At 39.9% G+C, this 25311-nt stretch carries 41 protein-coding genes, 1 tRNA gene and 1 pseudogene; 5 read left to right on the top strand and 38 right to left on the bottom strand.

Annotated features, from left to right (window positions below):
• Nucleotides 1-21 precede the first annotated feature (21 nt).
• The 28 genes from FZ954_RS07950 to FZ954_RS07825 all read right to left on the bottom strand — a co-directional run bounded on the left by FZ954_RS07950 (nt 22) and on the right by FZ954_RS07825 (nt 12608).
• Nucleotides 22-588 carry a tyrosine-type recombinase/integrase gene (locus FZ954_RS07950; RefSeq protein WP_148877978.1) on the bottom strand — a complete coding sequence of 189 codons (567 nt, stop codon included), beginning with the start codon at nt 586-588 and terminating at the stop codon, nt 22-24.
• A gap of 170 nt (nt 589-758) precedes the next feature.
• Nucleotides 759-1166 (bottom strand): sigma factor-like helix-turn-helix DNA-binding protein, encoded by a 408-nt coding sequence (locus FZ954_RS07945; RefSeq protein WP_262366242.1) that lies wholly within the window; start codon nt 1164-1166, stop codon nt 759-761.
• A 21-nt stretch (nt 1167-1187) separates the two neighbouring features.
• Entirely contained in the window at nt 1188-1502 is a 315-nt protein-coding gene (locus FZ954_RS07940; RefSeq protein WP_148877977.1) for a hypothetical protein, read from the bottom strand.
• Nucleotides 1503-1511: 9 nt separating this feature from the next.
• Nucleotides 1512-1913 carry a hypothetical protein gene (locus tag FZ954_RS07935; protein ID WP_262366241.1) on the bottom strand — a complete coding sequence of 134 codons (402 nt, stop codon included), beginning with the start codon at nt 1911-1913 and terminating at the stop codon, nt 1512-1514.
• A gap of 16 nt (nt 1914-1929) precedes the next feature.
• Nucleotides 1930-2568, bottom strand: a complete 639-nt coding sequence (locus FZ954_RS07930; RefSeq protein WP_262366240.1) for a DNA methyltransferase — start codon at nt 2566-2568, stop codon at nt 1930-1932.
• A gap of 55 nt (nt 2569-2623) precedes the next feature.
• The gene (locus tag FZ954_RS07925; protein WP_262366239.1) at nt 2624-2776 is read right to left on the bottom strand and encodes a hypothetical protein; all 153 of its coding nucleotides are present in this window, start codon (nt 2774-2776) and stop codon (nt 2624-2626) included.
• Between the two features lie 49 nt (nt 2777-2825).
• Nucleotides 2826-3587, bottom strand: a complete 762-nt coding sequence (locus FZ954_RS07920; RefSeq protein WP_148877974.1) for an ATP-binding protein — start codon at nt 3585-3587, stop codon at nt 2826-2828.
• Entirely contained in the window at nt 3581-3739 is a 159-nt protein-coding gene (locus tag FZ954_RS11765; RefSeq protein WP_187423350.1) for a hypothetical protein, read from the bottom strand. The genes FZ954_RS07920 and FZ954_RS11765 overlap by 7 nt, the downstream gene beginning before the upstream one ends.
• On the bottom strand, nt 3727-4452 hold the full coding sequence (locus tag FZ954_RS07915; RefSeq protein WP_148877973.1) for a DnaD domain-containing protein: 726 nt from the start codon (nt 4450-4452) through the stop codon (nt 3727-3729). The genes FZ954_RS11765 and FZ954_RS07915 overlap by 13 nt, the downstream gene beginning before the upstream one ends.
• Nucleotides 4430-4621, bottom strand: a complete 192-nt coding sequence (locus tag FZ954_RS07910; protein ID WP_148877972.1) for a hypothetical protein — start codon at nt 4619-4621, stop codon at nt 4430-4432. Before FZ954_RS07910 ends, FZ954_RS07915 begins: the two co-directional genes overlap by 23 nt.
• Nucleotides 4622-4636: 15 nt before the next feature.
• Nucleotides 4637-5164, bottom strand: coding sequence for a hypothetical protein (locus tag FZ954_RS07905; protein ID WP_148877971.1), 528 nt, complete (start codon nt 5162-5164; stop codon nt 4637-4639).
• Nucleotides 5157-5489 (bottom strand): hypothetical protein, encoded by a 333-nt coding sequence (locus FZ954_RS07900; protein ID WP_148877970.1) that lies wholly within the window; start codon nt 5487-5489, stop codon nt 5157-5159. The genes FZ954_RS07905 and FZ954_RS07900 overlap by 8 nt, the downstream gene beginning before the upstream one ends.
• A 10-nt stretch (nt 5490-5499) precedes the next feature.
• The gene (locus tag FZ954_RS07895; protein ID WP_148877969.1) at nt 5500-5940 is read right to left on the bottom strand and encodes a single-stranded DNA-binding protein; all 441 of its coding nucleotides are present in this window, start codon (nt 5938-5940) and stop codon (nt 5500-5502) included.
• On the bottom strand, nt 5937-6143 hold the full coding sequence (locus FZ954_RS07890) for a hypothetical protein (RefSeq protein ID WP_148877968.1): 207 nt from the start codon (nt 6141-6143) through the stop codon (nt 5937-5939). The genes FZ954_RS07895 and FZ954_RS07890 overlap by 4 nt, the downstream gene beginning before the upstream one ends.
• 207 nt (nt 6144-6350) lie before the next feature.
• Nucleotides 6351-6527 carry a hypothetical protein gene (locus FZ954_RS11760; RefSeq protein WP_187423349.1) on the bottom strand — a complete coding sequence of 59 codons (177 nt, stop codon included), beginning with the start codon at nt 6525-6527 and terminating at the stop codon, nt 6351-6353.
• Nucleotide 6528: 1 nt separating this feature from the next.
• Nucleotides 6529-6867: a hypothetical protein gene (locus FZ954_RS07885; protein WP_148877967.1), complete on the bottom strand. Its 339-nt coding sequence runs from the start codon at nt 6865-6867 to the stop codon at nt 6529-6531.
• Nucleotides 6864-7394 (bottom strand): DUF1642 domain-containing protein, encoded by a 531-nt coding sequence (locus tag FZ954_RS07880; RefSeq protein ID WP_262366238.1) that lies wholly within the window; start codon nt 7392-7394, stop codon nt 6864-6866. The genes FZ954_RS07885 and FZ954_RS07880 overlap by 4 nt, the downstream gene beginning before the upstream one ends.
• A gap of 40 nt (nt 7395-7434) precedes the next feature.
• Nucleotides 7435-7857 (bottom strand): hypothetical protein, encoded by a 423-nt coding sequence (locus FZ954_RS07875; protein WP_148877966.1) that lies wholly within the window; start codon nt 7855-7857, stop codon nt 7435-7437.
• Nucleotides 7854-8165, bottom strand: a complete 312-nt coding sequence (locus FZ954_RS07870; protein ID WP_187423348.1) for a DUF1372 family protein — start codon at nt 8163-8165, stop codon at nt 7854-7856. Before FZ954_RS07870 ends, FZ954_RS07875 begins: the two co-directional genes overlap by 4 nt.
• The gene (locus tag FZ954_RS07865; protein WP_148877965.1) at nt 8162-8656 is read right to left on the bottom strand and encodes a MazG-like family protein; all 495 of its coding nucleotides are present in this window, start codon (nt 8654-8656) and stop codon (nt 8162-8164) included. The genes FZ954_RS07870 and FZ954_RS07865 overlap by 4 nt, the downstream gene beginning before the upstream one ends.
• A gap of 18 nt (nt 8657-8674) precedes the next feature.
• On the bottom strand, nt 8675-9805 hold the full coding sequence (locus tag FZ954_RS07860; RefSeq protein ID WP_148877964.1) for a DNA cytosine methyltransferase: 1131 nt from the start codon (nt 9803-9805) through the stop codon (nt 8675-8677).
• Nucleotides 9806-9814: 9 nt separating this feature from the next.
• A complete protein-coding gene (locus FZ954_RS07855) occupies nt 9815-10039 on the bottom strand; it encodes a hypothetical protein (RefSeq protein ID WP_148877963.1) in 225 nt (74 codons plus the stop codon).
• Nucleotides 10032-10310, bottom strand: a complete 279-nt coding sequence (locus FZ954_RS07850) for a hypothetical protein (RefSeq protein ID WP_048791851.1) — start codon at nt 10308-10310, stop codon at nt 10032-10034. Before FZ954_RS07850 ends, FZ954_RS07855 begins: the two co-directional genes overlap by 8 nt.
• Nucleotides 10300-10629, bottom strand: coding sequence for a hypothetical protein (locus FZ954_RS07845; RefSeq protein ID WP_148877962.1), 330 nt, complete (start codon nt 10627-10629; stop codon nt 10300-10302). The genes FZ954_RS07850 and FZ954_RS07845 overlap by 11 nt, the downstream gene beginning before the upstream one ends.
• Before the next feature lie 42 nt (nt 10630-10671).
• Nucleotides 10672-10980: a hypothetical protein gene (locus FZ954_RS07840; RefSeq protein WP_148877961.1), complete on the bottom strand. Its 309-nt coding sequence runs from the start codon at nt 10978-10980 to the stop codon at nt 10672-10674.
• A gap of 7 nt (nt 10981-10987) precedes the next feature.
• Complete coding sequence (locus FZ954_RS07835; protein ID WP_148877960.1) at nt 10988-11419, bottom strand: ORF6C domain-containing protein; 432 nt, start codon at nt 11417-11419, stop codon at nt 10988-10990.
• Nucleotides 11416-12312 (bottom strand): DUF3102 domain-containing protein, encoded by an 897-nt coding sequence (locus tag FZ954_RS07830; protein WP_148877959.1) that lies wholly within the window; start codon nt 12310-12312, stop codon nt 11416-11418. Before FZ954_RS07830 ends, FZ954_RS07835 begins: the two co-directional genes overlap by 4 nt.
• Before the next feature lie 80 nt (nt 12313-12392).
• Nucleotides 12393-12608 carry a helix-turn-helix transcriptional regulator gene (locus FZ954_RS07825; RefSeq protein ID WP_262366237.1) on the bottom strand — a complete coding sequence of 72 codons (216 nt, stop codon included), beginning with the start codon at nt 12606-12608 and terminating at the stop codon, nt 12393-12395.
• A 197-nt stretch (nt 12609-12805) separates the two neighbouring features.
• Here FZ954_RS07825 and FZ954_RS07820 point away from each other — a divergent pair, with 197 nt between their 5' ends.
• The 4 genes and pseudogenes from FZ954_RS07820 to FZ954_RS07805 all read left to right on the top strand — a co-directional run.
• Nucleotides 12806-13525: an XRE family transcriptional regulator gene (locus tag FZ954_RS07820; protein WP_148877957.1), complete on the top strand. Its 720-nt coding sequence runs from the start codon at nt 12806-12808 to the stop codon at nt 13523-13525.
• A 16-nt stretch (nt 13526-13541) separates the two neighbouring features.
• Nucleotides 13542-14324 carry an HIRAN domain-containing protein gene (locus FZ954_RS07815; RefSeq protein ID WP_148877956.1) on the top strand — a complete coding sequence of 261 codons (783 nt, stop codon included), beginning with the start codon at nt 13542-13544 and terminating at the stop codon, nt 14322-14324.
• A 112-nt stretch (nt 14325-14436) separates the two neighbouring features.
• Nucleotides 14437-15576, top strand: a complete 1140-nt coding sequence (locus tag FZ954_RS07810) for a site-specific integrase (RefSeq protein WP_148877955.1) — start codon at nt 14437-14439, stop codon at nt 15574-15576.
• 276 nt (nt 15577-15852) lie between these two features.
• Nucleotides 15853-16302: pseudogene (locus FZ954_RS07805) on the top strand (LPXTG cell wall anchor domain-containing protein); the annotation flags it as partial.
• Nucleotides 16303-16425: 123 nt separating this feature from the next.
• Here the strand turns inward: FZ954_RS07805 and FZ954_RS07800 are convergent.
• Together FZ954_RS07800 and FZ954_RS07795 are read right to left on the bottom strand one after the other, a co-directional pair.
• Nucleotides 16426-16611, bottom strand: a complete 186-nt coding sequence (locus FZ954_RS07800) for a transposon-encoded TnpW family protein (protein WP_398587647.1) — start codon at nt 16609-16611, stop codon at nt 16426-16428.
• Nucleotides 16612-16836: 225 nt separating this feature from the next.
• Entirely contained in the window at nt 16837-17601 is a 765-nt protein-coding gene (locus FZ954_RS07795; protein WP_148877954.1) for a class I SAM-dependent methyltransferase, read from the bottom strand.
• A gap of 205 nt (nt 17602-17806) precedes the next feature.
• Here FZ954_RS07795 and FZ954_RS07785 point away from each other — a divergent pair, with 205 nt between their 5' ends.
• Nucleotides 17807-17989: a tyrosine-type recombinase/integrase gene (locus FZ954_RS07785; protein WP_316246113.1), complete on the top strand. Its 183-nt coding sequence runs from the start codon at nt 17807-17809 to the stop codon at nt 17987-17989.
• Between the two features lie 83 nt (nt 17990-18072).
• Here the strand turns inward: FZ954_RS07785 and FZ954_RS07780 are convergent, their stop codons facing one another.
• The 8 genes from FZ954_RS07780 to rimP all read right to left on the bottom strand — a co-directional run bounded on the left by FZ954_RS07780 (nt 18073) and on the right by rimP (nt 25256).
• Nucleotides 18073-18954: a class II fructose-bisphosphate aldolase gene (locus tag FZ954_RS07780; protein ID WP_125378845.1), complete on the bottom strand. Its 882-nt coding sequence runs from the start codon at nt 18952-18954 to the stop codon at nt 18073-18075.
• 182 nt (nt 18955-19136) lie between these two features.
• Nucleotides 19137-19222: transfer RNA gene (locus FZ954_RS07775), tRNA-Leu, on the bottom strand.
• Nucleotides 19223-19353: 131 nt separating this feature from the next.
• Entirely contained in the window at nt 19354-19704 is a 351-nt protein-coding gene (rbfA, locus tag FZ954_RS07770) for a 30S ribosome-binding factor RbfA (RefSeq protein ID WP_005590924.1), read from the bottom strand.
• A gap of 331 nt (nt 19705-20035) precedes the next feature.
• Nucleotides 20036-22837, bottom strand: a complete 2802-nt coding sequence (infB, locus tag FZ954_RS07760) for a translation initiation factor IF-2 (protein ID WP_148877952.1) — start codon at nt 22835-22837, stop codon at nt 20036-20038.
• A gap of 16 nt (nt 22838-22853) precedes the next feature.
• Nucleotides 22854-23153, bottom strand: a complete 300-nt coding sequence (locus FZ954_RS07755) for a YlxQ-related RNA-binding protein (RefSeq protein WP_148877951.1) — start codon at nt 23151-23153, stop codon at nt 22854-22856.
• Complete coding sequence (gene rnpM, locus FZ954_RS07750) at nt 23146-23442, bottom strand: RNase P modulator RnpM (protein WP_045498837.1); 297 nt, start codon at nt 23440-23442, stop codon at nt 23146-23148. The genes FZ954_RS07755 and rnpM overlap by 8 nt, the downstream gene beginning before the upstream one ends.
• Nucleotides 23443-23453: 11 nt before the next feature.
• Nucleotides 23454-24704, bottom strand: a complete 1251-nt coding sequence (gene nusA / locus FZ954_RS07745) for a transcription termination factor NusA (protein ID WP_262366246.1) — start codon at nt 24702-24704, stop codon at nt 23454-23456.
• A gap of 63 nt (nt 24705-24767) precedes the next feature.
• A complete protein-coding gene (rimP, locus tag FZ954_RS07740) occupies nt 24768-25256 on the bottom strand; it encodes a ribosome maturation factor RimP (protein WP_037586333.1) in 489 nt (162 codons plus the stop codon).
• Nucleotides 25257-25311 lie beyond the last annotated feature (55 nt).

Below are 25311 nucleotides of genomic sequence, written 5' to 3'. Positions count from 1 at the left end.
AATTAGATAGCAAATAAAAATTTAAAATCCTTGAAACTTAGTCATGGCTCTGTCTTGTGAGTCTTGATTTTTACCAATATATCGTAGCGAAATCCTCTGCGTTGAGTGGTTGAGTAGGTCCATTATTAAAGCAACATCCTTGGTTTGCTCATACATAAATAAACCAAAGGTCTTTCTCATCGAATGAGTCGCTATGTTTTCTAGCCCAACTTCTTCAGCAGCACGCTTGATAATCTTATATGCCGTGTTTGGTTTGATATGCTGGTGCTTGCCGTTCCTGCTCGGGAAAAGATAGTCTTCATCTTTCTTGTCCTCGATATACTTCCGCATTGCAACTTTAAATTTCTTTGGCATCTTTCTTTTAGTTGGTTTGTCAGTCTTTTCGTCCACAATCTGGACGTGCCAACCTTTGACATGCTTGACCTTTAGCTTGACGATATCGCCAATCCGAAAACCAAGATTAACACCAGCCAGAAACAGCATGAGGTTACGCTGTCGATCTGACTCTTTGACCGCACTATGCAGCGTCAACCATTCCATCATCAATCTAACATCGTCCCGATTTCTGATCGGTTCTACAACTGCCACATAACCTCACCGCCTTTCTATTTTTTGCAAACAAAAAAAGAACGCATCTCTGCGCTCCTTTTTTAGGAGATTCTATGAAATTCATCTTTGCAAATCATTCACAATCTGCATGCTATCATAATATCATCAAATTCGTGACACAAGAAGCGTTTTTTGTGTCATCTTATTTTTTATTGAAGCTGAGCAAATTTTTCTAAAATCACTCTGCGCTTCCTGTAAATAGTTTTTCTGCTGAAATGCAGCTGCTCCCCGATTTCTTCCCAAGTGTAATAAAAGATTGAAGCTGCATTCATCCAGCGTAGGTTGAAAATTTTCTTTTGTTCTTCGTCAAGTCCTTCGAGCAATGCTTCAACTGTGTCCTTAAACAAGATTAGGTTTCTCAGTTTTACATCGCTATCAAGTTTGATAACCGCTGTCTCTGTTGGTCTAGAGACAGAGTTGCCCTTGCTGCCAATGCTAATGTCCTCTTTATGAGGAAGGATCAACTCTTCACGTCTCAAAGCAATTTCACGATTGATACCAGAGTATCTTAGTAGTTTGTTGTCCAGAGCATTTAGGTCTGTTTCTGTTATACGCACTTTTATATCCTTTCATTTTCGTTATTTGATAAAGTAACTAGCTAAGAGCAGAATCACAAGTACAATGATTTGATAACTAATAATTGATATCGCTTTTTCTTTAAAACTCTGATCATCTCCTCTTGAATTTGAATAAGTTATAAAAGTTATAAGCGTATCTAGGCCAAGTGCCTGCCAAATGGTAATTTTGTCAACCGAAACAACTGTAGTCACAATCTCATTCCAGCCATATTGCACGATACAAGCCGAGGTAAATATCAGAGTGATGCCTGCTGCCAACCCAACAAAACAACCAGCTGCACTCTGACTAAAATTTTCAGCATTTCTTTTCTTCATAAAATTCTCCTACTTTTTATTTGTGATTTCAAACGGAATAATGCTTTCTGGCATATAGTTGACTTCGTATTTGTACTGGTTCACTTTTGCACCTTCAAGGTCCTCGATGACATACATATTCCACCCGGTCAAATTTACCATATGCTTCTTGTACACACCCTTTTCTGTTTCAACCAAAATTTCAAGGCGCTTGCCATCGTTTGCTTCTGTCTCGACAGAAATACGACCAATCACTTCAAATTCAATTTTGTCAGTTCGGGTATTGATCACTGCTACCCGTCGCACAACGTTGAAATTATCTGCTTCTTGGCTGATGTTGTGTGAAACTTTCTTGCTTTCCCGACAAGCAGCCAAGCCAATCAAAGTCATTGCCATAAATACGATTGCGATCATTTTTTTTAAAAATTTCATAATTTTTCCTCATTTCTCAAAATAATTTTAACTGCGATTTGTAATCTTCTAATCTGGCTAGAGCAGATTTGAAGATTTGTTCGTCTTTTTCAAATCCGATATATTCCAATCCAGCTTCTTCAAATGCTATTAAGCTGCTTGCCGAACCAACGTGTGTGTCCAGTATTTTGTAGCCCTCTTTTGCATATTTCTGGATAAGCCAGCGATATAAATTCACCGGTTTTTGAGTTGGATGTATTCTTTTTTCGTTTAGTTTTTTATTCCCTTGCTGAATATGCCCTTCAGAAATTGATTTTCCCTGTAACATACCATTCCACATGTATCTAAAGAGTCTAACGCTATCATGCAAACTGCAGTACGCAATCTCACAATCAGAGAAGCTAGACTCCCCATTTACTTTATCCCAAACTATGCGACCGGAAGAAAAGGAGTAATCAAAATAATTTACTCCCCAAATAATTTGGTGTTTGGATATTCTAAATAATTCATCAAAATATTCTTTATCAGGCACCTCCCATTCAGAAGTTTCGCCGTATAATCTTTTGACACCTATTGGACTGATTTTTCTTCCGTAGTATTTTCTTTTCTCAGGTCCTGAAAAATACGGAGGATCCACAATGGCTAAGTCAAAATAATTATCAGGGTATTTTCTCATTGCTGGCAAGCAATCCATATTTAAAAAATCACTAATAACTATCTATCTCCTTTACTCATCTATCCAACTCCACTGGATAAAACTGCCCGTAAGCAGTAAATAAAGCATGCGAGACCTGCACCGCGGCCCCACGACTGACAAATCGCATGGCCTTATCTTCTTCTGAAAATGATGCTTTGATTCCAGTTGAGTCAAAGCTCACAGTCATCAGAAAAGGCTTTCTCTTGCGATTTCCGAGTTTTAAAACAAACATTTATTTAAAAATAATCCCTCCTCTTACTCTTCAAATCATCGAATTTCAGGACGTGTTCCTTGTCCACGCCTTTCATGATCCGATCGAGGAAAGGTCTGCCGTATCGTTCTTCAATTTTATCCGCACTCATATTTGTAGTTATGAGCGTATTTGAGCGATTATTGAGAATCGAATACAGGACGCGATAGGTCCACTCTGTATTATTTTCCATGCCCAAATCGTCCAAAACCAAAAATTTAGCTTTAGAAATCTGCTCAAGGATATAGAATTCTTGCGAGAAATCCTTCTTCAAAATGCTAAATAAATCAGCCACATTCATGAAAATAGCATATTCTTTGGTCATTTCAGAGGCACGTTTGATAATTCCGAAAGCTAAATGACTTTTCCCAGTGCCAGGATTGCCAACGAAAATGATATTATTTCTCTTCCCATCAATCCACTCTGAGCAGAATCCCTCTGCCGCAGAAAGTTTCTGAGCTTCTGCAGTGGTCGGTGTATCATAATTATCCAATGTAGCATTGGCCAGAATCTCGTCAAACAAGGAAAACTTATTTAGATAAAACTGTCGCTTGTTTTCCTTGTCCGCGGCTGCAAAGTTATCTACTAGCTTTTGATTTTCAGCTTCGATTTTCTCGCTCTCACAAGCAGAGCAGACGATATTTCCGGTCCTAAAGATTCTGATTTTCGGGATATTGTGCTTCTCGCAGATTTCTGATGTATTTTCTGCTTGCAGAGCCAGCAGAGCAGCAAAAGGATTGACTACCATGTTAAGACTCCCCCGGCAGCATACCAGCTAGCCATGTCCGCTAGCTTTTGACTGACTACTTCCAAGCTCGCTTTTTGCAAAAGCTCTTTCATCTGGTCTGATAAAGGGTAGTATAGGTGCTCAAACGCAGCAATCATTTCTAAAATCCCCATTCGTCCTCAGCCTCCTTCTTTTGTCGTTGCTTCTTTGATGCCTTGCTTATATTTCTAGCTTGCTCGACCGTGGTTACATTTGCATTTTCCCAATTTCGCAAGATGCCAGATATATATTTGATATTAGGCTTCCCGTTTTGGATTGCTAGTTTCAAAGCTTCAATCACTAAGTCTTGATTATTTTCTGCTATCAGATGATTGATTTCTTCGATTTCAAAGCCTGACAGCATTCGCCTAAATTCGTCTTGGAATAATTGCAGAATATTAACCTCAGAAGGAGATAGTATATTATCCTTATCTTCCCTATCCTTACCTATCCTATCCTTACCTATCCTATCCTTACCTGCGTCAACTTTTCGTGGACGGCTCGTGGACGGTTTTGGAAGTTGAGCCATCTGAGGCTCAAGAGCCAGCTTTTCTGCTTGGTAAATCGTGGGTTGGTAGGTATCCTTGCGAATGTAATTATGGATGCGCCAATCTTTGATAACCACAATCCCGGTGTCAGAAGAGATAATGAAATTTTTAGCTAATAAAAGCTTCAAATCATCATCACTTGCGCCAACAATCCGCTGGATTGTTTTGGGACGGTCAACAAATCCATCGTCATCAGCACCCATATTTAAGTGAAAGTAGAGTGCCTGAGTTGACAATGGCATTTCCAGAAATTTGTCCGTATCTGTTATTTTTTTACTAAACATCCTCCGTTGTGCCATAATCTCCTCCTGATTTGATGATATTTTCTTTAAACCAGTTGATTTCTTCCTTGACTTTGTTTAATAAATTCTCCTCCTGCAGCAAATCTCCTTCTTGAGGGTTGTCTCGACAGATATAGTGCTGCAAGGCATGCTTGATAATATGTAAGTCCCTGTATTTTAATTTCATTTTGTATCCACCCTTCTACCTCGCTCGCCATTTGCGCCCCTGCTGCCTATATCGTGCTTTAGCTCGCATATCAGTATAGATAGTATCTGAGAGAGCTTGCGTGAGCTCGATATTGCTGCGCTTGAGCCGCTCAATGTGCTCATCCTTATCATGTATATCCTGATAAAGCTCAGCCTTCTCCTTGTAGCAAGCATCCACTTCTTGCTTTAAAGTTTTGATTTCTTCGAGATAGCGGTCTTCAGGGTCAATCGTACGATTGTCAAAGGTGATTGTATCAATCTCATTGTAAAGCATCTCCCGCAACACCATCTCAACATTATCGATGATGAGGTGCTCTTTTGTTGAGTACACATGAGGAGTGCGAACCAAATCGTTGACGCATATTGGATAAGGTATTGCATAGCCCAATTCCTGCGCCATCCTAAAGGTGTTTTCTGCCATTTTTTGAGTAGCAACCAAAATTCTGCTGCCAGTCGCATGACTCTCTAAAATAGCCATTGTCGTTTTTCCAAGGCAACGACCGAAGTCGATCAGTTTAGTCATCTAAAACCTCCATGTCAAAATCGCTATCAATAAATTTATAAGATAAATCTTTGTTTGCACCGTTTCCTATTTTTTTATAAATATATTCCATTTCGTGCGTCTCAAAATTTGTTTTTAAAAACTTGTTCAACTGGTTTAAAGCTTTTTTAGATTTTGAAAAATCATAACTACACCAAGCAAGTAATTTATAAATCAAGTCTCGTCTATTTTGGACATCGTTTAGCTGGAAAAATAAATTTATTTTTGGAATCAAAATCAATTCTTTTTCACTATTTATAAAAGCATCTGGAAAGAAGTTTAATAATTCAAATACATCTTCAATCATTCATTTCTCCTTAAAACGGTAAATCATCGTCTGAGATGTCCATTGGGTTTGGATTTCCAAAAGGACTTTCATCACGGGAAAAATTCGGTGCTTGATTGGATGTGCCAGCTGAAGACTGCCCTTCACGGCTTGCACGACTCTCCAAAAGCTGGAAGTTGTCTGCAACGACTTCTGTGACATAGACACGCTGGCCTTGCTGATTGTCGTAGTTACGAGTCTGAATGCGACCAGTAATTCCGATTAGAGCGCCTTTTTTGGCCCAATTAGCAAGATTTTCTGCCTGCTGACGCCAGATAACAACATTGATAAAGTCCGCTTCACGCTCACCACTTTGATTTTTAAAGTTGCGATTAACAGCCAGAGTAAAGGTTGCGACCGCTTGATTTTGCGGTGTATAGCGAAGTTCAGCATCACGGATCATACGGCCCACAAGTACGACGTTATTGATCAAAATCCTTCCCCCTCAATTATTAATTTTCCTAAATTTCCTAGACGAAAATCAAAATATCTACCTTCTTCAGAATAAATGGAAACACATCCGCGTTCATCAACTTCCGAAAGCAATTCATATGGTTCTACGTCTGTCAAGATGACTTCTATTATCAGATCATCATCGAACTCGTTTAATTTCTCTTTGAATTCTTTTACCGTCATTGAATTTCCTCCCAAAAACTAAACTTGCTTATCAACTCGGTACAAAAAGATCTCCACTCAGATTCTTTGAAGGTCATGAATTTGTCTGCTGTCAATTCTGCGAGTTTTTTGTAAAAATGTCGCCAATACAATCCTCCGTCATCACGCAGCTGAACTCCTTCGGTATCGAAGTAAATTCTATCAACTACAGATATCCTCTTCCTGAGTTTATCCCATGATATAAATTTTTGTTGCATCTGATGTTTCCTTATTCTTGACTTCTCCTGTAAGCCTATTTGCTAAAATATGCCTTGTGTAATAAAGGTTGTTTTCGTATGTGTAAAAATCAGCAGTTTCTTCAACCCATTGACTTCGTGTGTAAGGGTATCGATCAGGTCGTTTCATATTACCACCTCACATATAAATATTTCGCGTCAATATCTTGTTCTAGAACACAGTCCCTTAACGATCTCAAAACATCTAATGCACCATTGACCGTTCCCCATTTATTTGCAGGTTCATATTGTACATATTTTTCAGGTTGCCTTTCCAATTCAGTTATACCTCGTTGAATATTTTCAAAAATATCAGCAACATTGTAAATAGTACCTTGGTCGAAATCCCAATCCATAGCCGCCCTAAACATTTTTCCAAGATTGTAAGTTGGAGAACTATATTTAGGTTCATCAATACAGATATATTGTCCGTTTTCTATTTTTCCTAAAATTTCCAAATCATAACTCATTCATCCACCTCCTCAATTTTAATCCCTGGGCAATCAAACACCCAACTCATGCCATTTTCTTCTAGATCTGTTTTAGTATGATATTCTGAGTAGAATACTCCATCATAGCTAGAGAAAATATAATCCTCGTGTTCGGTGTGATAGTACAACTTTTGTTTACTTGATTTCAGAGTTATAATATATCTCTTCTCTTTCTCAACCTCGTAGCCATCTAACCACGCTCGAGCGAAGAGATCCATGTTGTCATCTTCCCTAAACCATTCGTAAAGATTTTTTCTTCCACTAGTCGCGATTGCGTCCATTGCACCTAGCAAATGGTAATCTTCAAACTTTGCAAACTTAATCCAATCCGCTACCATCCGCGGGATTTTGACTTTTTCTGGTGTAATCGATTTGTGGATAAAACTTTCGTCTATACTCACAATTTCTCCGCTTGATACTTGGATTCGCTTTTCTCTGGTTCCCGTTGAATCCACCATAAAACCAACCACATAGCCCTCTATATATACTTTTTCGCTATTCATCATTTTCTACCTCCTCTATGTTTTTTCTTTCATTTCTCTTTTCCTATGCTTTCACAACTGGGAAATGAATATCGCCAATCACTAGAGATCCTACGCTATAATAATAGCCATTGTGCTCTGCCTTGCAATTGGCAATAGCTACCGGGTTTTGATTGTGGAAGATGGTTACTTTGTTTTTATAACCAGTTCCCCAATGGTCAGGGATTTCTTTAGGTTCTCCAATTTCAATATCGGTAATCACAGCGTCAAGAGATACCTCTTGGAACTCCCCGAATGCTGAGGCACAGCAATCACTTTCAGACATTTCGATAGTGACCTTTGTGCCATCTTCAAGTAGTAGAAAGTCTTTATCCCATTTCACGATACGCTTGTATAGTAACAACTCTTTAAGTTCTTCCAATGAGCCGTATCTTGCATTTTCCCAATCAGGCTCATAGTAGTTTGGTAGTTTAATTGTTTCTGTCATCTTCCTACTCCTTTTAAATAATCTGGTATTGGGTCTCCAACCTTGATAGACTCGTACTGCTCTTGAGTAACCAAGAATTTCCCGTAACCGCCAACCGTAACCGTGTATTTCCCCTCAATCACCTCTTTATCAGTGATTTTTCCAAGCACATCCATAGAGCCGCCAGCATTATCGACTCTATGGATTGTAATCAATTTTCTCGCCTCAAGTTGCTCAATCCTCTTATTGAGTCGGTTGATTTTGATTGCCCCTGCTATCACAAGAGCTAGCAAAATCACAATCATGGATAAAAATGGCAAAAATTTCATTTCAAATCCTCCTCTTTCACCCAGATTCCATCAATCAACTTGCCTTTTCGGTCCTTTATTTCCTTGTAAGCAAGTGCCAGACAGTCATTAGCTGTGGTCAGATTGTGAATCGCGATAGCGTGGATGGATGAATACAGTGAAACAAGCTCAGGCCGCACCAGCGGTGTCTGCGTCTCATTGTGCATGATATGCTTATGGATTTTTTGAGCCATATTGCCAAGACTCGAAGCCAAAAGAAGAAGCTCCATATCTTGCGGACTTGCTTCGATTTGAGCACCATTTTTTATTTGCTGCTCAATACCAATCAGCACAACCTGCATATCTCCCAAAGCGTCTTTGGTCAAGTCTGACTTACCTTTAGCGATTCCAGTATAGAGCTCCCCAGCCTCTTCCATCAGCTTTTGAAACTGCTTCACGGGATTAGCCTCGTGCAAATTGCGGTTGATAAACCATTCCTCAACCTTTTCTTCAAGTGTTAATGTTTTAGTCATGTTTTCTCCTTTTTATTTTTATTTCAATTCTTTTGCTATTGCAGCAATAACATTGACTGTCACGCTATTTCCTGCTTGTTTGTAGAGCTGACTATTTGAGTTAACTTCCTTAGCTTTATCAAAAGCCCAATCAGGAAAACCTTGTAGTCGCCAACACTCACGAGGTGTTAGCTTTCGGATACGGTAACCGTCTGTTACCCCAAATGTCCCGCAATGCGTAGTGCTTACTCCTCCATTAGCAGTTAAAGTACCAACTTCATCTTTTGTCCTTTTATTGTAAAAATCATAGATTTTAACATGGTTATTTTCTTGATAACTGTTACTGGTTAAGGTTGGCGCTATATCATGCTCTCCACCTTGATTGTAGCCGTGTGCTCTTTGAATGATTTTTGCCCCCTCTCCCTTATTCGTTGTGAGTGTAGGAGCCAATCCAGTTGGTTCATAGACCTCTCCGTTCATCCCATTTCCAGATGGGTTTACATTACCAATAGACCTCACTCTCTGCGATTCACTTTCAACAATGTACGATCCGACTCCTTGACTGTTTGGGTATCTGGTTGTAAGGGTATTTGTTGACTGTTCTTGATGTTTATCAACTTGTCTGCCAGTGCTTGAGAGAGGAAAAATTCTTCTGGTACGTTCTCCTCTAAGATGTCCGATAATGAACACACGTTCCCGATTTTTGGGGACTCCAAAGTTTTTGCTGTTAAGCACTTGCCATTCCACATCATACCCCAATTCATCCAAGGCTCCGAGGATGGTTTCAAATGTAGCTCCTCCGTCATGGTTGAGGAGTCCTTTGACATTCTCAAGGAATAAATATCGAGGTCTGAGAATAGATGCGAACCTAGCAATCTCAAAGAACAAAGTTCCTCGTGTATCTTCAAAACCTCGTCTGTTTCCTGCAATGCTGAAAGCCTGGCACGGAAATCCTCCACAGATAATGTCCACACGTCCGATTCCTCGAATAGACTCATCTGATACTGCTGTGATGTCATGTAGTTCTATTTCTCCTCTCGTGTCGTGTATAGCTTTATAGGACATGCGAGCAAACTTGTCTATTTCGCAAAATCCTACACATTCATGACCAGCAGACTCCATTCCAAGACGAAATCCACCGATTCCTGCAAATAAATCTAAAAATTTCATAGCATACACCTAATATTTGAACGAAGGCGTACAATTCTTCCGCTCCTCTGCCATCTGCTCTGCAGCCTCACAAAGAGCCTGCTCCTGCATCCAAAGCACATAGAGAGCCTGCATATTTAGCATTTCTTCCTCTTTCCGCCGCTTCTCTTTCTTTCGATTTTCGATGTAGCAAGCTGTGATTCCCGCCAGAAAGAAAATGCCGATCATAAAAACCGATCCCAAAAACTCACTCATCTATCCCCACCTTCTCTCTCATCACTCTGTCCTCTTCCTCTAAATGGACGATCCGCACAGCGTTTCTCCGCATACTATCGCGGTTGTCATTTATTTGATACTGTAGCTCCTTTAGATGATGCTCACGGTCAATATTAGTCTTAGCCAAGACCACCAGCAAGATCAGTAGCCCAGCACACAGCGCCAACAATGTCAATTGCAGATTAGCAATCGAGTTTCTCGCCCTCCAATTTTCGTACTTCAAACGATAAATATCGTCTTTAATGCTCATCTTCCACCTCCCAAATAACTTCATACCATCTTGTTAGTAGAGTATCTTCTTCTTTCACGATATACCCACCATCTTTGAAATATTGCAAGACTTCACTTACCTGTTCTTTGCTGGGAAAGTTTAGGTCCCAAGTAATATCACAAGTAGAATTTCGAAGGTCCTGAAAGTCGAAGCGAACTTTACCATAACCATTACTTGCACTTTCTCTGATGTAAAGATTGATTTGTTTGATAAGTTCGTCGATGATGATTTTTGATAATTTCTTTTTAGATTCTTGGGATAGTTTTTTTGCTGTGTTAATTTGTATAATTTTACTCATTTTTTCTCCATTCTATGTTATAATCAAATAAATACTCCTTGCTCACTTCTTCGGTTGATAACCGATAAAATGTTCTTTCGCAAGGTCAAGTATTTCATAAACGTCAGCAAGGTCATACTTCCAATCACGGCCTTGCTTTCTTCTTTTTAGCCCCAAGCTAAGTAAATATTTAAGATACTTAGCATCAAAACCAAACATATCCATCAATTCCTTTTGATTCAAAGGGATTTTTTCTTGCTCAATTTCGCGTCTCACTTCCTCCCTGATGATATCTACCTGTTGCCGTATAAACATCCGTGCCATATCATCAGACATCAAAGGTGGCAGTCGCATTGTATCCATAACTTCCATACCCACCTCACGAGATCAAGTCCATGACTATTTGACCGTTCCGAGCCTCGATACCCAGCTTAGTGTTGTTCGATGGCTGCCAGTTATCCCAGTAAGTCATAGCAGCTAGCTCATGCTTTTTCGGGAGCATAGCGTAGTTTGGCACCTTAAAGTAGCCCTTAAAATCAAGCTCCGCCTCCTTAAAGACTGCCTGAGCGAACTTCCTATCCTGATAAGCTCGACTGGCTTTCCCACCCAAACATTCGACCACTCTAGCCCTCCGCTTTTTCAGCAGGACATTGGCAACTCCCGGATGGATAGGTTGCTCATTTTCCAAATAGTCAACCTTGCTTTCCATCGTGTCCAGACGCTGATTTTGCTCCTTTTGCGTCGTCAGCATCGCGATCATCATATCTTCCTTAGTCATATTCGCCGGAAGCATCACTGTTGTATTACTCATACGATTTCTCCTTCAATTACATCTTGATTTCGCCCTCTCAGATTTTGCAAGTCGGTGATAAAAGTCGAGAGCCGATTGACCATGCTGTCGATTTCAAGACCAATGACTTCATCGGCATTTCTAAATTTCTTCTCATCGGTATAGATGAGACTGGCCATTTTATTCAAAAATTCATCACCGACCCTGATTAGGTTCAGCACATCCTTGTAGTCAGAGATCTGCTTTTCAAGGCCTTGGATTTTCCCTCTACGTTGCTTGATAAGCTCATCCATCTCCTGACTAATGTTGCCCTGAGCCTTCAGCTCTTTCAACTCATCCTCAAGCTTCTTATTTTCCTTGCTTAGCTCCTGATTTTTAGACATTAAAGTTTGATTTAACGACTTAGTAGAGTCATAATCAGCAGGTGTTACTTCCACCTCTTTTATAACCTCCTTTTCAATCGTCTTTGTTTCCAATCCTTTCAATGCCTGCTCAGCTAATTGCTCATTTTTCTTCCTTAAATCTTCATTCTCGGATTGGGCAAGATTGAGCTTACGCTTAACCTCTTGCAGCTCCCTTACAGTCGGATTATCACCTTGTTCAATCCGTTCAAGCTGTTGACTTCGCTCCGCTTCTGGAAGCGTAGCGATAAGATGCAGAGCAGTTGTTCCTAAATGTCGTAACGTTTCGACATTTGGCAATTCTTTAGCAATCTTCATTGATTTGTAAGCAAAGTCTTTATCAAGACCAAGATTTTCATGCCAGATTCTAAACTCGCCATGAACCAAATCATGCTCCTTCACATGATTGAGCCGCCTACCGATTTCCCAAATAGACTGACCAGCAATCTGCTTGTGGTGATTGATTTCCAGTTCGATTTGAGCAAGATTATCGGATAATATTAGTTCCTTCATACTCTCCCTTTCTATTTTTGATTTTCTTAATTTTCCTCTTTATCTCAACTATGCGGGCAAGCGTAGTTATAAAATGCAAATCAAACAACACTTGAAGTGTAGTTATTTTTAAAAAAAATAATGTCATCAAAAGGTATTGATACAATTTTACTAAACAAAACAGCTTTATCTACTCTCATGGATACTTTATAATTCTCATAATCATTATAAGTATTCGTAGAAACATCTAGCTTCTTTGCGAGTTCTTTTTGCGTCAGACCTGCTTGAGTTCGCGCTAACTTTAAAGTCCATTGCACACTTTCACCCCCTTTCAAGTATGTATTCTTTAGCATTGAATAGACAGGATTGAAACCACTATTTCTTAACTTAATTACATTCTACTACACTTCAAGTGTAGTGTCAAGGTTTTTTTGTTTTTTTTACAAATTAAGTTGTGTTATTTACACTTGAAGTGTATAATATAAGTAAATATCTGTAGAAAGGATTGCTTGACATGAGTGTATTGTCCGAGAATATTAAAATCTTTCGAAAAAATAGAAAACTTACTCAAAAGGACTTGGCTACGATGCTCAAAGTTGCTCCTACTGCTGTTTCTGCTTGGGAATTAGGGAGAAATAACCCTCTAATGGAAAATGTAGAGCAAATGGCTATGATTTTTGGAGTGAAGAAATCAGAACTGTTAGGAGATACTTTGGAAAGCCTCTATAATCAAAAATCAGACATCCAACTAATATATGATGAACTTGAAAAGCCGCGTCAAGAAAAAGTTTTATCATTTGCTAAAAAGCAGCGTGAAGAACAAAAAAATGATAGAAAAAATGATTCCAAAAATTCTTTGGTAGAATATCATGTATTTGAAAAATTATCTGCAGGTATTGGTGAAACATATTACGAAGACCGTAACTATGACATTGTGTATTTTGATAGGGATATTGCTCATGATCTAGCTAGTTGGGTTTTTGGCGACTCAATGGAACCCGCCTTTCCAAATGGCTCTGTTGCTCTTATAAAGGACACAGGTTGGGATTACGATGGTGCTATTTATGCTGTAGATTGGGATGGCCAGTCTTATATCAAAAAAGTATATAAAGAAAATGATGGTCTTCGACTTGTATCTCTTAACGAAAAATATACTGATAAATTCGCGCCGTTCAGCGAAGAACCTCGTATCATTGGCAAAGTTATTAGTAATTTTATACCAATAGAAAAATAAATTTTCAGGAGAAACTATGACTTACTTTAATACTCCTTTAAATATAGATGAAGTGGAGAAACTCATCGATCAACATAAAAAAACAATTAGTAAAATGGAGAATTCTAGAGGTTGGATAATTTGCTCGATTATTCTACTCCTGCTAATAACCTACCTCATTAGTTTTTTGGGAAATTTGTTACTCACTATATTTGCTTTGTTTATCTGTGTGATTTTTATATTTTGTCTTATAAATCTTTATCCTCCTCAGACCAATACTGATCAACTGGAAAATGAAATCAAACAACTAACAGATTATTTAAATAAACTGTTAGAGGAGCAAGTGAGACTGGAAGAGATTGCTAGTAGAACTCTTTATGATGTTACTCTTATGATTAAAGGTCTCAGATATAATAAGGACTCCTTTGATAAATTGTGTCAAGAACTTATAAAAGAATATGATGATTTACCGTATCTAGGATATTCAACTAAAGAACTAACTGAAGAATTGATCTTTGGGGGAAGATTTTACAAATATCCAACCTTTGATATTCGAGAAGTAGAATTTATCCCTGAAGTTGACAATGAATATGATCCAAATGCCTTAAAAATTGTAGTTAGAGGTTATCACTTAGGTTATGTCGCTAAGTCAAAAAATAAAAAAGTGTTAAGATTAACTACTGATCCTAATAATGAAGTTATAAAAATTGCGGAAATCTATGGTGGGGAATACAAAGAATTTGCTCCTGATGAAAATAGGCTCCGTAGAGTCTCGGATTCGTTTAAAATACGGATTAAATTAAAAGTTTTGAAGAAATAAAATAACTCATCACTCGTAGTCAAGGTGATGAGTCGATAAAAAATATACAATCATAGTATATCAAAAATCACTCCTTCTCTCAACTATGCGGGCAAGCAAAAAAGGAGAAAAGATGATTAAAAAATATACTACTAAAAGCGGGGAGACCCGCTATATGTTACAGACTTACTTAGGGGTTGATCCCGTGACTGGGAAGCAACGACGGACCACACGGCGTGGTTTTAAGACTGCAAAGGAAGCCAAGAAGGCTGAAACACTTCTTCAAATCCAAGTTGAGGAGCATGGATTGGAAGATCAGATCAAGCCTTCCTACACATTCCAGGCAATAGCTGAGATGTGGCTGGAGAACTATCAAACGACAGTTAAACCCACTACTTTTCAAAATGTATATTCCTTGTATAGCAGCATTTCGAGCCGATATTTCCAAAAAATGAAAATTGAAGATATCAGCGTAGCCTATTGCCAAAAAGTTGCTATTGAGTTAAGTAAAAAATATGCAAAGTACAGCATTTATCTCAGCGTTATCAATCGTATTTTTAAATTCGCGGTTATGATGGATGTTATTGAGCGTAATCCACTTGATCGGATAGTAAAACCAAAGCAGGAGCCAAAAGACAAACCAGATAATTTTTACACAAAAGAAGAACTCGAGAAATTTCTGGCATGCTGCCAAAATAATAAATCGCCCGGTCTTTATATCTTTTTTTGGCTTTTGGCTTATACAGGATTGCGACGGGGTGAAGCTTTAGCGTTAAAGTGGAGCGATATTGACCTTGATGCTGGTTTGCTCTACGTTAATCGTACATTCGTAAGATTAAACGGTAAAAGGTCCTTTCAGACGCCAAAAACGACTGCCAGCGAAAGAGTTCTCTCGATCGACTATATGACGGTGGAAAAATTAAAATGCTGGAAGCATCAGCAAAAAAAGATGTATTTTAGCCGAGGAAAAAAATATTTTGGTGATGAAAATTTCATTTTCACAGACCGCCGCTGCCACTGGTTTAAAGCAACCTATCCAGAAAATAACTTAAAATCAATTATCAAAAAACATAATTTAAAACCTATCACCATCCATGGCTTTCGCCATACTCACGCTTCCCTGCTCTTTGAAGCAGGTATAGAACCTAAGATTATTTCTGACCGACTTGGTCACAGTAACATCAAGATCACCCTTGATCTCTACACCCATATCAATCAGCGCCAGCGAGTAGCTTTGGTTGAAAAATTTATCGACTTTATGATTGCTAAATAACGTAGTCAGTAACGTAGTCAATAAAATCAAATATGTATTTAAACCAGTGATACCAAGTATTTAGACCTGCATACTGATTTTGTAGCATAAATGCCTGTTTTCTGCATGAATTTGCAGAAACCCAAACTGCGAATATTGCGGGCTGTTTAAATATCAGACTCAAATACTCTTCAGAAATTACACATATCTCATCCTTTTGTTAGAAGTTTATTTCCTATCTATGTTTTTGTTTGTAAGCGGTTTCAAAACCTATTATACTAAATTTAAGAACACATTAAAATCGTTGCTATTTCTGGTAATTACAAGGAACATCTACTCTTTGTTTATGCTGGAAATCCAACCAATCGTCTGCATACTATTCACTTCTATCGTTGGATATCAAACGCTGTCTTTGGCGATCAATTGGCTGAGCTGAAAAATATGCCTGTCACTCACAAACCAAGTGTCGAAATTGTAGAAATTCTGAACCAAAAATCTCAGCCAAAACAAGCAGGCAAACCAGTTGACAAACCGATAGCTCCGAAAGCAAAAGAAAAGCAACTAGAAAGCCTCGCTCAGAAAACAAGCGAAGTACAGCCTATCGCTACAACTCAAAAAGCAACAAATACTCAACAGGCCCAGCTCCCACAAACAGGAAGCAAGGAAAACTCTGCTCTCTTTACAGTCGCAACGATTCTTCTGGCTACAAGCAGCGGTCTCTTCTTACTTAAAAAGAAAGAAGCGTAAACATTTCTATTCTGCTAGATAAACCTTTGCTCACGATAGCTCCTTAAATATAAAAATCGCATGGACAAATCATTTTAAGTATGACCCATGCGATTTTTTTCGTGACTTACCATCTTGTAGTATTCAGCTGACATAGACTTCGCTGTTTTTCCTATTGCTACCTGTCAAGGACTTTTTAATCAAAATCATCTTTTTTTCATCCGATTTTCTCCTAAGCTCCCTCAGCATTATTCTTGTAAGTTTATCTTGCATTGTTTCAGTTGCATTTTCATTGAAATAGACAAGAACCTCATAGGTGGTCTTTCCAATCTTTCTCTTTGTGCCAATACTTTTTTATCCGTGCTTTTCAGTTCCTCCATAAATTCTCCTTTCCGTTTTTGAATGTTTGACAACAAAAAAAGGAAGTAGCGGCTATTTGCTTTTACTTCCTCGCTTTAATTTTATTTAATTGTTTTACTTCGACAAACTGGGATTTAGATTTTATCCCTTTCAGAAAATAAAATAGGCTATACTCCTGAAATACGTTCCATAATATTATAGTTTAATGCAGAGTGTCGCTATATAGTCATTTCCATAACGTGATAATCGATGTCTTTTATCACACGATTCATAAAAATCTATCATGGCGAGACCATTTTTAAGTTGTCCTCTAATCTGAGTTTCTAAGGTATGGCTAAATTCATATCCATATTCTGGATTGATGCTTATCTTGCCTTCCTTTTCAAGCTCTTTTGAATTAAAAGGTAGTGAAAACTGTAACAGTAATTCCTCATCGGGTTTGTCCCATACAACGTCAGCATCATACATGTATATCCAAGGATTCATAAATCCGACCATTAAGAGTCCACCCTTTTTCAATACACGAGAGGCTTCTTTGTACATGTTTTCTAAATCTTCTATATATACATTTGAAACTGGATTAAAAATAATATCAAAAGTTTCATTTTCAAATGGAAATGGTTTTGTCATATCGCCTTGAACGGTATTGATTTTTAAGCCTTCTCTTTTAGCAACCAACTCATCTCTTTGTAATTGTGATTTAGAAAAATCCATTATGGTGACATCATAACCTTTTGCAGCGAAAACTGGACCCTGCTGTCCACCACCACAAGCTAACCCTAATATCTTTTTTCCGTTAGCTTTTTCAAACCATTCTGTTGGAACTTTTTTCCCAACAGTTAAGGCAACAGAAATTGGATGTTTTCTAGCTTCTTCTAATTCTTCATGTGTCAATGGCTCAGTATAGTCATTTTTTACATTATTCCATCTATCTTCATTGAATTTTATATAATCGCTCATCTTATAATCTCCTCGTAATTTTATACTATTTCGATTTAAGTTAGATGAGTTGCCATCACTTGATTTCATTTTATTATACCATATGTTCAATTACTATTTTTTATCTCATCTTTAAAATATTTGAAGCTATTGTACTAGCTATTCCTGTCATTCTAATCCAAATGTTAAACGTCATCGCTCAAACTCTCGTACTAATGATGATTCTATTTCAACTCACATTTTTCGTCACACACATATCAGCTTTTTAGCTGAGCAAGGAATTCCACTCGAAGCAATTCAAGATCGTGTTGGACACACACGAGGCAGTCGTATTACAGATATCTATTTGCACGTTGCACAAAAAATAAAAGATCTCATTATTCCTGTATTAGATTCGTTAACTAAATAAGTGTGGCAAATTTGTGACAAAACAAAGAAAAAAGGTTTATCCAAATTGGATAAACCCTGTTATATTAAGCTTTTACAAGCTTCTTATGCTTTACCTTCTGAACCGAATACGTCGATACGTTCTTCAACAGATGCTTGGATAGCTTTTACACCGTCAGCCAAGAATTTACGTGGGTCGAAGAGTTTCTTCTTGTCGTATTCTGCTTCGTTTGCTTCGTAGTCGCGAGCAAATTTACGAGTTGCGTTAGCGAATGCGATTTGGCATTCAGTGTTAACGTTAACTTTCGCAACACCAAGTTTGATAGCTGCTTGGATTTGGTCATCAGGAATACCTGAACCACCGTGCAATACGATTGGGAAACCTGGAACTGCTTCTGTCAATTTTTGCAAGTGATCAAGGTGAAGACCTTTCCAGTTTGCAGGGTATGGACCGTGGATGTTACCGATACCAGCTGCCAAGAAGTCGATACCAGTTGCAACCATTGCTTTAGCATCTTCGATTGGAGCCAATTCACCATCACCGATGATTCCATCTTCTTCACCACCGATAGTACCAACTTCAGCTTCTACTGACACGCCGTTTGCATGAGCAAATTCTACAACTTTACGTGCTTTTTCAAGGTTTTCTTCAACTGGAAGGTGTGAACCATCAAACATAACTGAAGTATAGCCAACTCGGATACACTCAAGTGCATCTTCGTAGTGACCATGGTCAAGGTGGATCGCTACTGGTACAGTGATACCCATTGATTCAACAAGGTTAGCGATCAAGTTGCGAGCAACTTTGTAACCACCCATATATTTAGCAGCACCCATTGAAGTTTGGATCAAAACTGGTGCTTTTTTAGCTTCTGCTGCACGCAAGATAGCTTGAGTCCACTCAAGGTTATTTGTGTTAAATCCACCAACTGCATAACCATTGTCACGAGCTGCTTGGACAAATTTTTCTGCTGAAACGATTGCCATTTGTAATAGGCCTCCTCTTATTTTTTGTGGAATGAACCACTTACATTGTTTATTTTATCACTTTTTCATTAAAATTGCTAGTTTTTCCTGAAATTTTAAGTAATTCCCAAGCAATTTTTGAATTCAGGCATCTTCAGCTTCTTTGAGAAAACAAAAAAACTGACCGAAGTCAGCTAATCCTATGCGGAGAGAGGGACTTGAACCCTCACGACCTAAAACGGTCACAGGATCCTTAGTCCTGCGCGTCTGCCAATTCCGCCATCCCCGCGATTGAGTACTTTACTAGTATAACAGGATAATCTCCACTTGTCAACACCTTTTTTCAAAACTTTTAAAAAGTATTTTCAAAAATAAAAGTGAGGCAGGACTAGTAAACACTGCCCCACCTCACTCTTTTCATTAATGTTTTTCTAAATTACGCAACATCTGATCAATCTTATTACCGTACTCAATAGACTCATCTTTGACGAAAGTCAAATCTGGAATCTTATACATCTTGAGATTTCGACCCAGTTCACGCTTAATGGTGCCGGTTGCCTTTTCCAAGCCCAGCTGCGCCTTTTGATTGTCCGAAGCCAAGTCACTCATGATACTATAGTAAACCTTGGCCATAGACAGATCGCCCAGCATTTGGACATCGGTAATGGTCACACCTTGGACACGTGGATCACGGACCTTCTTTTGCAAAATCTCATTGACTTCACGCTTGATTTCCATTCCTACACGGTCGGTACGAAAATGATTTGCCATAGGATTTCCTTTCTAATTTTTTCTTCTGCAATATGAGGCTGGGACAAAAGTCCTAGCCTCTCAATTGTCTTTGGATTATCGAGCAAGACGCAGTGGTTGAGTGGGCTCTATTACGCTGATTTCATCAGCTTTTACAGCCCTACTCAATTGTGCGGAGGTGGGACGACGAAATCGAATTCTAACGAATTACCGATTTCTGTCCCACTCTCATATTTTTAGTTTTAGTTGAATGAAAGTCGCTCTAAACTCTTTGTGGAAAAGGTACTTGGACTAGAAGTATCGACTTCCATCCAATATGCTTTTCACTGGGAGTCTTTACAGATTTCTTAGCTTATTTCTTAATTTCTTCCATGATATAGGCTTCAATCGTATCATCCACTTGGATATCGTTATAGCCGTCAATCATGAGACCACCTTCGCGGCCGTTTGTAACTTCTTTCACATCATCCTTGAAGTGCTTCAAGCTAGCCAACTGACCGTCGTAAATCACGACGCCATCACGGATGACACGAACCTTGGAATCACGGGTAACTTTACCATTGATAACCATGAATCCACCGATAGTACCAACCTTGGAAACTTTGAAAGTTTCGCGGATAAGAGCTTCCCCGATGATTTTTTCTTGGTATTCTGGGTCCAGCATTCCTTTCATGTCATCTTCCATTTCTTCGATAACCTTATAGATAATGCTGTGAAGACGGATTTCTACATCATCAGCTTCTGCTTGCTGGCGAGCTTGTGGTGTAGGGCGAACGTTAAATCCAATGATAAAGGCGTTTGAAGCTTCTGCCAATGTTACGTCAGACTCATTGATGGCACCAACCGCTGAGTGGACAATGGTTATCTTAACGCCTTCCACTTCAATCTTCTGCAAGGAAGCAGCCAAGGCTTCTACAGAACCTTGTACGTCGGCTTTGATAATGACGTTAACAGACTTAACTTCACCAGCTTTGAGGGTATCAAAGAGATTTTCTAGACTGACACGATGAGTAGCTTGACGTTGCTTGAGAAGGGCACGTTTAGCACGTTCTTCACCAGCTGCACGCGCAGCTTTTTCATCTTCATAGACAGCAAAGTGGTCACCTGCCATCGGAGTTTCATTCAAACCGGTGATAGAAACCGGTGTAGATGGACCTGCCACTTTGACACGACGACCTAAGTCATTGGTCATAGCCCGAACACGTCCGAAGGTATTTCCGACAACGATTGGATCTTGAACATTCAGCGTACCTTGTTGGACGAGAAGGGTTGCAACTGCACCTTTTCCTTTATCCAAACGGGCCTCGATAACCGTACCGATAGCGCGAACAGTCGGATCCGCCTTGAGTTCTTGAATTTCTGCTACAAGCAGAACTGTTTCCAAAAGCTCATCGATGTTTTGGTTGAATTTCGCAGAGATTTCAACAAACTCAGAATCTCCACCCCAAGCAGTTGACATAACACCATGCTCAGCCAATTCACCAATTACGCGCTCAGGATTGGCACCTGGCTTATCGATCTTGTTGATAGCCACAATAATTGGCACATTAGCCGCTTTAGAGTGGTTGATTGCTTCAATAGTCTGAGGCATAACACCGTCATCAGCTGCTACGACCAAGATGGTAATATCGGTAACAGATGCACCACGCGCACGCATCGAAGTGAAGGCCGCGTGTCCAGGCGTATCCAAGAAAGTAATCTTCTTGCCATTTTCCTCAATCTGGTAGGCACCGATATGCTGAGTGATACCACCTGCTTCACCTGTCGCAACGCGAGAGTTACGTAGAGTATCCAAGAGGGTTGTTTTACCATGGTCAACGTGTCCCATGATGGTGACAACTGGCGGACGTTCTACTAATTCATCTGGATTGATGTAGCCTTCTTCAACAAAGAAGCGCTCAATATCAGCTGTATCCACTTCTACCTTCTTCTTAGCTTCGATACCGTAATCCACCATGAGTAGCTCAATAGTATCACCGTCAAGAGATTGGTTTTGTGTTGCCATCACGCCCATCATAAAGAGCTTCTTAACAATTTCAGCTGGCTCGCGCTTGATCCGTTTTGCGATTTCCGCAACGGTCATACCATCTGTGTATTCGAATTCGCTTGGCAACTCATGGAACTTGCGTTCTGTAACAGGTTTTGGAACCTGATTCTGGTTACCTTTTCCTTTTTTATTTTTCTTATTGTTATTCCAGTTACTGTTTCTTTGATTTCTCACTTGATTTTGACTATTTCGATTCTTTTGTTGTTTTCTTGGACCTTCTTCTTCGCGATCAAAATCATCGCGCTTCTTATCTGGTCGAGCTTGCTTTTTACGACGTGTATCTACCGCAGCTTGTGCTGGTGCAGGAGCAGCCGGTTGGACTGTTTCAGCCGGAGTAGCTTTAAATACTTCAGCAGTTGTTGGCTCTGCTTGGACTGGCTCTTTTCGTCTATTCTGGCGTTCTTGTGCTTCTTTAGCTGCTTGAGCCTGCTTGAAACGCTCCTCACTAGAACGGGCGTACTCCGCATTTTGCTCTGCTTTCAGAGCTGCTGCCCGAGCCTTAAAGTCAATTTTCGGACCCTGAGGCTGTTGGCGGTTTTGACCGTTGAATCCTTGATGATTCTGACCATTCCGACGGCCATCTTGACCACGATTATCACGACGGTCATTGCGGCGCTCTTGGCGATCGTTGTTGGCCTTGCGGTCATGACGATCACGCTCATTACTTTCCTTCTGGTCAGAATTTTGTGGTTTCCGATTTTGTTGCTGCTTACGTCGCTCTGCTTGTTCCTTGGCACGCGCTTCACGCTCTGCCTTAAAATTTCGACTTTGTGGCCGAGCTGGAGCCGGTTTAGCAGGAGCTTCAGTTGTCACTGCTTCGGCAACTTTTGGCTCTTCTTTTTTAGCTGGAGCAGCTTCCTTTTGAACTGGAGCAGCAGGTTTTTCAGCTACTTTTTTTGGTGCTGGCTGGGAATTTACCTCTTTCTCTGGAAGGGGCTTAGCAACTTCTTTAGTCGCGAAGCTAGCCTTGATGCGCTGACCTGCTTCTTCTTCTACGCTGGACGAGTGGCTTTTAACTTCTAGACCTAATTCCTTAGCCCGAGCTACTACCTCTTTACTTTCCTTCCCCAGTTCTTTTGCGATTTCGTACAATCTAATTCTAGACAATTCTTGTCCTCCTCTTCTATTTCATAAGAGACCTCATTTTCTTTGTAAAACCAGCATCTGTGACGGCAGCTACTTTACGAGCTTTGCCAATCGCAGTGCTTAATTCCAGTGTTGAAAACACGGTTGACACTTCTATCTTGTAATATTGGCTTTTATCAGTAATCTTTTTTGTCAGATTTGGTCCCGCATCTTCAGCTAGAAAGATCAGATGAACCTTACCTTCTTGGATGGCTTTGATGACCAATTCTTCTCCTGAAATGATGCGGCCAGCCCGCTGGGCCAAACCCAGCAAGTTTGCTAGTTTTTCTTTATTCAAGACCCAACTCTCTTCTCTTGACCTTGTGATCGACATAGGCAATCAGCTCATCGTAGAAGCTTTCTTCTACTTCCATACTGAAACTACGGTTAAAGACCCGTTTTTTCTTGGCCTGCTGAGCTTCTTCATTATCTAGCTTGATATAAGCGCCCCGCCCATTGGCCTTGCCTGTCGGATCAATGAATACCTGACCTTCTTTATTCTTGACGATGCGCAACAGATCACGCTTGTCAATCACTTCATTTGACACAACTGATTTTCTTAAAGGGATTTTTCTTGTTTTTGCCATATCTGCCTCCCTTATTCTGCGGCTACTGCTTCACTTTCTTCGAGTTCGATTTCAGTTGCCACTTCTGTACCATCTGCCAGCTCTTCTGCTTCAAATTCTGCTGAAGGAGCATCTACTTCGGCTGGTACTTCTTCTGCTACATAATCTTGGCCAAATCCACCAAGCTCGTTGGCTGCTTCCATTGCTTCAAATTCACTGGCTGACTTGATGTCAATCCTAAAGCCAGTCAAATGTGCTGCCAAGCGAACGTTTTGACCACGACGGCCAATAGCCAGAGAAAGCTTATTATCTGGCACAACAACGAGTGCTCGCTTGTTGTCTTCTGCATGGAAGATAACTTGATCGACCTCAGCTGGAGCAATGGCATTGTAGATGTACTCGGCTGGATCGGCAACCCATTCGATGACATCGATATTTTCCTCAGTCGGAATCATACGGCCACTTTTGGCATCATATTTGGCTGGGTGGAATTTGCTGGTAATCTTCTTGATATTGGCACCACCACGTCCGACGATGGTTCCGATAGCATCCACGTTTGGATTGTGGCTGCGAACCGCTACCTTGGTCCGATCACCCGCTTCACGAGACACGCTCATGATTTCAACAGTTCCGTCGTAAACCTCAGGAATTTCCTGCTCCATCAAGCGCTTGATCATTTCTGGATGGCTACGGCTAACGAAGACATTGACACCACGCGGATTGTCTTCTACCTTGTAGACAAAAACTTCGATGCGGTCGTGAGAGGCAAAGACCTCGCCAGGAATCTGGTCTTGTTTAGATAATTGTGCTTCAATAGTGCCCAGATTGACATAGATAAAGCGATTATCAAAGCGCTCTACTGTTCCTGACATGATTTCATTTTCATGTTCTTTGTAGGTATTGTAAGTGATGGCACGAGTTTGCTTGCGCATCTTTTCCATGATGGTCTGCTTAGCAGACTGAGCTGCTACGCGGCCAAATTCAGCAGGCGCTTCTTCAAACTTGATCTTGTCTCCTAGCTCATAGGCAGAACTGATAGCCAAGGCGTCCTTGAGACTGATTTCCAAACGGCTGTCAAAGACCTCGTCCACGACTTCACGGACAGTATAGACATGGAAATCACCTGTTTTTTCATTAAACTCAATGGCTGCGCTGTCTGCCTGACCGTAGCGACGACGATAAGCAGAGCGAAGGGATTCTGTCACTGCTTCGATAATATCTTCTTTTTTAATACCTTTGTCCTCTTCCAAAATACGGAAGGCCTCTAGCATTTCTTTACTCATCTTCATGTAACTTTTGCTGAAGCAAAAGTATTCCTTTCTTCATTATATTATTGCGATCTGTTACTAAAATTTAACGGCCAGTCTTGCTTTTGACACTAGGTTATATGGAATTTCAACTTCTTTTTTGCGTGTTTTATCCATATATTCCATGAGCAAGACATCATCTTCAAATCCAAGCAAAGTTCCTTCGAAAACCTTGTTTTTATCCAGTGCCTTATAAAGGCTGACATGGATATAGCTTCCAACTGCAGCTGCCACAGCTTCCTTGGTCTTCAGCGGACGCTCCAAGCCTGGGCTAGTCACTTCCAGAAAATACTGGTCAGGAAAAGGATCGGGCTTGATAGAGTCCAACAGAGGACTGATAATATCGGTCAAATCTGCTGTATCATTGACCGTAATCCCCTCGGGCTTGTCTACAAAAACACTGAGAACATAGTCACCGCCCATCTTGCCGTATTCAATATCTACTAATTCATAGGGTTCTTGGATGGCTGGCTCAATGACTTCTCTTACTAATTCAACAATCGTTGCGATAAGACTGCACCTCCTCACAGACAAGAGGCGAAGATACTTCCTCGCCTCTCTTTTATATTCACTAAAATGATTA

This window comes from Streptococcus sp. Marseille-P7375, from assembly GCF_902460365.1.
Classification (GTDB): Bacteria; Bacillota; Bacilli; order Lactobacillales; family Streptococcaceae; genus Streptococcus; species Streptococcus cristatus_I.
This window is presented reverse-complemented; position numbering and strand designations above follow the sequence as displayed.